The sequence below is a fragment of the Psychrobacter sp. TB55-MNA-CIBAN-0194 genome (assembly GCF_040309505.1).
GTDB classification, from domain to species: Bacteria; Pseudomonadota; Gammaproteobacteria; order Pseudomonadales; family Moraxellaceae; genus Psychrobacter; species Psychrobacter fozii.
Map to the genome: position 1 here is coordinate 1 of NZ_JBEOOW010000085.1, position 332 is coordinate 332.

The 332-nt window shown below is 49.4% G+C and carries 1 pseudogene; it reads right to left on the bottom strand.

The features are described 5' to 3' along the window. A pseudogene (locus AAEY75_RS14350) lies at positions 1-332 on the bottom strand (contractile injection system protein, VgrG/Pvc8 family); the annotation flags it as partial.

Here is a 332-nt window from a genome sequence, read left to right on the forward strand (position 1 = left end):
GCGCCATACTGATGACAAAGCCGCGTCAATAGATGAATGTCTGACTCATCGGTCTGGTCCACATGACCCACATCGATGCTGACAAGCTCTGGCTTAATCGATAACGTGAGCTGTTGCCGCTTGGCGACTGCTTCAGCAATTTCTCCCAGTGTCTTATTATGATACGACTGACTACGACCAGACTTCAATGATGACTTAAAGTCAGCGGATTTAGCAGTAATACTTATAGTATCTGGTGACCCTGACCACTCGCAGCTATCGACAATATAGGTGCCCATGTCGTGTACGCCTGCATCCTCAAATCCCATCCAGCACTGCAGCTTGACGCCGCG